This is a genomic window from Sinomonas sp., assembly GCF_036848755.1.
GTDB lineage: Bacteria > Actinomycetota > Actinomycetes > Actinomycetales > Micrococcaceae > Sinomonas.
Map to the genome: position 1 here is coordinate 1 of NZ_DAIUJO010000162.1, position 6,123 is coordinate 6,123.

General features: G+C 67.2%; 3 protein-coding genes. 1 reads left to right on the plus strand and 2 read right to left on the minus strand.

The features are described 5' to 3' along the window. Positions 1–131 precede the first annotated feature (131 nt). Positions 132–3,170 (minus strand): UPF0182 family membrane protein, encoded by a 3,039-nt coding sequence (locus tag V7053_RS17380; RefSeq protein WP_334173521.1) that lies wholly within the window; start codon positions 3,168–3,170, stop codon positions 132–134. Positions 3,171–3,348: 178 nt separating this feature from the next. Beyond that, entirely contained in the window at positions 3,349–4,539 is a 1,191-nt protein-coding gene (locus V7053_RS17385; RefSeq protein ID WP_334173522.1) for a YlbL family protein, read from the minus strand. A 193-nt stretch (positions 4,540–4,732) separates the two neighbouring features. Here V7053_RS17385 and V7053_RS17390 point away from each other — a divergent pair. Then, on the plus strand, positions 4,733–6,123 hold a 1,391-nt coding region (locus V7053_RS17390; protein WP_334173523.1), incomplete at its 3' end, for a zinc-dependent metalloprotease.

Below are 6,123 nucleotides of genomic sequence, written 5' to 3' on the forward strand. Positions count from 1 at the left end.
CAGGATTTGAACCTGCGACCTCTGGGTTATGAGCCCAGCGAGCTACCGAACTGCTCCACCCCGCGGCGCACTCACCACGTTACCAATCGGTGAACGAAGGGCCAAATCGGTGGTGGAGGCCGGCGGCCCCGTCAGCCGCCAGAGCTCGTCGAAGGGCTCGGCGTCGGGCTCGAACTCGGTGACGAACTGGGCGACGGGCTCGGCGAGGACGTGGAGGGCGCCGTCGAAGTACCTTGCCCTTGAGCCGCCTGGAGGCTTGCCTCCGCGGCGAGTGCCCGCGAGACGGCATCGCTCAGCCTCTGCTGGGCGGCCCCGTAGTCGGCGAAGTTGCCATTCTGAAGGGCAGTCTGGCTGTCGCTCAGGGCCTTCTTCGCATCCTGGAGAGCCTGATTGAGCTGGGCGTTGGCGTTGCTCGCCGCGGAAGACGAAGTAGGCGGCGACTGTGGAGGTGTCGTCGAATTGTTCCCGGCGTCCCCCGCTGAGGCTCCCGCATTCCCCCCGAAGAGGCTCTTGAGCGCTTCGTCGAGCGTCGGCGCGAAGCCAACCTTGTCGCCGAACGCGACAAGGACTCGTTGCAGGGTGGGATACGACGTCGAGCCGGTGGACTGCACATACACGGGTTCGACATAGAGCAGTCCGCCGCCCACTGGGAGCGTCAGCAGGTTTCCGGCTTGGACCTTCGAGGCTCCCTGTCTGAGGAGGTTGAGCGAGGTCGAGACGGATGGGTCAGAGTCGAACCGCGACTGGACCTGGCCGGGACCGGGCACATTCGTGTCAGTGGGAAGCCTCAGCAATTGCAGCTTCCCGTAGTCGGGTCCCTTGACCCCCGCTTTGCTCCCGGCGTCCGAGTCGGCGGCAAGGAAGCCGTACATCACATCGCGGGACTTCCCCGCCTGCACCGTTTGAGGGATGAAGCTCGAGGTGAGCTGGAAGGCCGGTGTCTTCTGGCCGGGCATCTGGAGCGACATGTAGTAGGGCGGCTGCTTGCCGCCGTTCTGGCCGGCGGTCGTCGGATCGTCCGGGACGCTCCAGACGTCGTCGTTCTGGTAGAAGCTCGCAGGATCTGTGACGTGGTAGCGCGACAGGAGTTCGCGCTGGACCTTGAAGAGGTCCTCGGGGTACCGGACGTGGCTCATGAGGGAGCCGGACATGTCGGCGATCGGCTTGACGGTGGCCGGGAAGACCTTCTCCCACGTCTTGAGGATCGGGTCCTGATCGTCCCAGGCATACAGGGTGACCGAGCCGTCAAAAGCGTCGACGGTCGCCTTGACCGAGTTGCGGATGTAGTTCACGGTCGACGGCGGCAGGGCGGCATTGCGGCCGGCCGCTGTCTGCGAATCGGAGGTGACCTGCTGGAGCTGCTGCTGCTGGGAGTACGGGAAGTACTGGCTCGTGGTGTAGCCATCGACGATCCACTTCACGCGCCCGTCGACCACGGCCGGGTACGCCGTGCCGTCGAGGGTCAGGTAGGGCGCGACCTTCTGGACCCGCTGAAGCGGATCGCGGTCGTAGAGGATCTGTGACTGCGCGTTGACCGCGTCGGAGAACAGCAGGTCAGTGCTCTGGAACTTCACCGAGTAGATCAGCCGGTTGAACCAGTTGCCGACATTGGGGCCGCCGTTGCCCGTGTAGGTGTACAGGGTGTCTCCGGCGTTGCCCTGCGGCTTGTCCTGCTCCCGCGGCTGCGAGCCCGAAGGCCCTCCGACCACGGAGTAGTCGGGCGAATACTGACCGAAGTAGATACGGGGCTGGTACGAACTCTCGGTGCCGAGCACACCCGTCGTCGGAATTCCAGACTGCAGGAACACGGGTTTGCCGTCGGACGTCGCCGTGTTGCCGTAGGCAGCGACCACCCCGTAGCCATGCGTGTAGACGACGTGGGTGTTGTACCACGACTGCTGGTCCGGGCTGAGGCCGTTGAGGTTCAGCTCGCGGACCGCGATCACCGTGTCCTGGCTCCCGCCGTTCACGCTGTAGCGATCGACGTTGAGCGTCGGCGAGAACTGGTAGTACGGGCGGTACTGTTCGAGCTGCTGGAAGGTGGACGAGACGAGCGTGGGATCCAGAAGCCGGATGTTCTGGGTCGTCTGCGCGTCGGGCTGAAGAGCACCAGGGGCCGCGTTGGTGGTCGCGTTGTAGGGAGTGACCTGAACACTGTCGAGGCCGTAGGCCTCTCGGGTCAGGGAGATGTTCCGCTGGATGTACGGGCCCTCAAGCGTCTTCTCCGACGGAGTGACCTGAAACTGCTGGATGACCCAGGGATAGATCCCGCCCGCGAAGATCCCCGTGATGACGAGCATGGCAGTACCGATGAGCGGGAGGCGCCACCGGCCGATCGCCGCGGCGATGAAGAACAGGATCGCGACGATTCCGGCGGCGATCGCGAGGATGGCCTGGGTCGGGATGACCGCATTGACGTCGGTGTACATCGCCCCCGCCCACCTCGTGCCGGAATTCTGCAGCGTCCCGTAGCGGTCGATCCAGAAGTTGAGCGCGATGAGGAGCAGCAGGAGCCCGCCGCTGATGGCGAGATGCAGCTGCGCTGCCCTCGAGGTATAGAGGCCGCGATCGCTGATGCGGATCGAACCATAGAGGTAATGCGTGAGGAGCCCGGCAATTCCGCCGATGATGACGATGCTCAGGACGTAGCCGACGAGTGTCCCCACGAACGGCAGCGTGAAGAGGTAGAAGCTCATGTCGAGCCCGAACTGGGGGTCCTTCTGCCCGAACGGGACCTGGTTGAAGAACAGCACCACCTTTTGCCACTGGCTTCCTGCCGCCGCACCCGCGAAGAGGGCGAAGACGATCGGCACGCCAGCCATGACCACGCGGCGAACGGGCTCGAGCTGGGCCTGGTAGCGGCTCATGCTGTCCTGCGCACTGCCGTCAGGGGCGTAGACCGGACGGGCACGATAGGCGAGCCGGATCGCGGCGTAGACTCCGAAGCCCATGCCGAGCGCGCCCACGAGGAAGACGAGCGTCCTGGCAAGGTTCTCGGTGATGAACACCCCGAGGTAGCCGAGCTGTTGGAACCACAGGACATCTGTCCAGACCTGGGTGAAGAGCACGAAGCCGACCACGAGCACAACCGCGATGATGATCGTCGGAATGAGGGGTCCGCGCCTCTTCCTGAGCGGGCGCGGGGTGGTGCCTTCTGGACGGGCTGTCACGTTTACCCCTTCATCAAGTGCTCGGTGTCATCACAGCGCAGTGATCCCGGCACGCTGAGCATCCTGGCGCAGCGCACCCACGCCTAAGTCAAGCACGCGCCGCCCCGATACGGAGTTCCCAGCCGCTCCGTGCTGGCGGGTAACGATTCGGCGACAGCGCCGGAGGCGCCTTCACCGATCACTTCGTGCACTGCGGCAGGGTCGCGGGGTCCGTTCCCTGGGCGTAGGCCTCGACCGCGTGGCGCGCGGCGTCGAGGGTGTCGACCTTCACGACGGAGAGTCCGCTCGGCACGCGGCCCACCACGTCGCCGCAATTGCCGGCAGGAGCCAGGAAGAGGGTGGCCCCCTGCGAGCGCGCACCTTCCATCTTCTGGACGATTCCGCCGATCTCGCCGACCGATCCGTCAGGGCTTATGGTCCCGGTGCCGGCAATCTGCTTGCCATTCGTGAGATTCCCCGGCGTGAGCTTGTCGATGATCCCCAGGGCAAACATCATCCCCGCGCTCGGGCCCCCCACGCGGTCGAGGGCGAAGTCGACCGTGAACGGGAACGAGAACGAGTACGCGACCGTGAAGCCGAGCAGGTAGTGGCCGCCCCCGGAATCGCGGGGCGTGATCGAGACCGTGTGCTGGGTGCCGTTGCGTTCGAAGACGACGGCGAGCGGCTTGCCTTTCGAGGCCGCGACGAGCCCTTGGATCGCGGTCAGCGACTCGACTTTCTGGCCGCCCACGCTCAGGATCGTGTCCTGTGGCTGCAGCTTCCCTGCCGACGCCGAGTTCTCGACGAGCGAAGCGATCTTGAGCTGCTGCTGGAAGGGGATCGAAAGAGTCTTGAGGGCGGCCGCGACGGCGTTGTCCTGTGAGCTCTGCATCTCCTGCGCGTTTTCCTGCGAAACCGTCTGGGTCGTCACGCCCTTGGGGTAGACGGCGTCGACGGGCAGGATCGACTGCGACGGATCCAGCGCCGAACGGAGGAGCCCCAGAAGGCTCACGTTCGAGTTGGGACCGCCTTCGACGTACACGGTCGTGAGGTCGAGGGCGCCCTGAGCCGGGTACGTCTGGCGGCCTTTGATCGTGATGACGTCCTTGCCGCTGTCCGTTCCGAGAGTGTTGTAGACCGGCCCGGGCAGTTCGACGACGTACGGGACCGGGGCAGCCCACACGATCCCGCCCAGGACGACGGCCGCGACCGCGGCGACCGCGCCGACCAGTCCGCGACCGGTCCGCGGCTTCAGACGACGCCGGAATCCGTCGCCCCGTGAGCCGCCTCCTCCGGGGCCGGGGCGCCCCGCCCGCGCGCCATCCTCAGGGGGCCGCGCACCGCCGTCGTCCGCTGGGATACCGGCGGTCGGGGGGACGCTGCTGCTCACGCGGCGCCTTTCCGCGGCGGGATCGCCGCTGATGCTCAGGGATTCGCTCACCCCAGCCTAATCCGCGCCCGTGTGGCGCGCTGACCGGCACGCCACTGTGTGCCCAGAGCGAAAGGACGACCTGCGCGGAGACAGCCGTGTCCGCACGCGGTACCGTGAGGATGACTGTTCCCTCCCAGTGATCGGCGGCATCATGACCACTCCGGACAAGCCACAGGGCAACGGCGAGGAACCGCAGGATCCTCTGGCCGAGCTCTTCGCCAAGCTCATGGGCGGCGAAGGCCTCGAGGGGGTCGACCCCGCCGAAATAGCAAAGGCTGCGGGCCTTCCGAGCGACCCCGCGGTCCTCCAGCAGATGTTCCAGCAGGTCCAGTCCATGATGATGTCCTCAGCCGGGGACGGCCCTGTGAACTGGCAGCTCGCGCACGAGCACGCGCGCCGGACCGCGGCGATGACCTCAGACCCTTCCGTCTCGGCCCTCCAGAACCGGGACGTCGACGAAGCACTGCGCCTCGCCGAACTCTGGCTGGACAACGCGACCGACTTCCCTTCCACCGGCCTCATCGGCCGCGGCTGGTCCCGCGCCGAGTGGATCGAGGCGACGATGGCCACATGGCGTCGGCTCACGGAACCGGTCGCGAACAGCGTGGCCACCGCCCTCTCGACGGCGATCAGCGAGCAGCTCCCCGAGGAGATGAAGGGCATGCTCGGCGGGGCCACCTCGATGCTGCAGAACATGGGCGGCGCGATCTTCGGCATGCAGCTCGGCGCGGCCATCGGCGCGCTCTCGGGCGAGGTGGTGAGCGCGTCCGACATCGGCGTCCCGCTCGTCGACCTCGAAATGGCGCTCCTGCCCGCGAACGTCACGAAGTTCGGCGAAGGCCTCGGTCTCCCCGAGGGCGACGTCCGGCTCTACCTCGCGGTGCGCGAAGCCGCGCATGCCCGCCTCTTCATGCACGTGCCGTGGCTGCGCGCTCACCTGCTCGGCGCCGTCGAGGACTACGCCCGCGGCATCCATATCGACGTGTCCCGCATCGAGGAGGTTGCGCGCGAAGTCGACCCGCGGAATCCGGAGTCCCTCCAGGAGGCTCTCCAGGGCGGCGTCTTCATGCCCGAGCGGACGCCCCGGCAGGAAGCCGCCCTCGCGAAGCTCGAGACTGCGCTCGCGCTCGTCGAGGGATGGGTCGACGAGCTCACCGCCGCCGCCACGGAGAACGTTCTGCCTTCGTCGCCGGCGCTCCGTGAGGCGGTCCGGCGGCGCCGAGCCACGGGTGGGCCGGCCGAGCATGCGTTCGCTTCGCTCGTCGGCCTTGAGCTGCGTCCGCGCCGCCTGCGCGATGCCGCCGAGCTCTGGGCCTCGCTCAAGCAGGAACGGGGCATCGCGGGCCGCGACGCCATCTGGCGGCACCCAGACCTGCTCCCCACGGGCGAGGACCTCGACGATCCGAACGGTTTCAGCGCGCGACGCTCCGCCGCGGAGGCGCAGGAGACCGAGGTCGATGCGGCGCTCGAGAAGCTGCTCTCGGGGGGATTCGACCACCCGACGGAGGGGGCCTCGGAGGGGGCCCCCGAGACGGCCTCCGA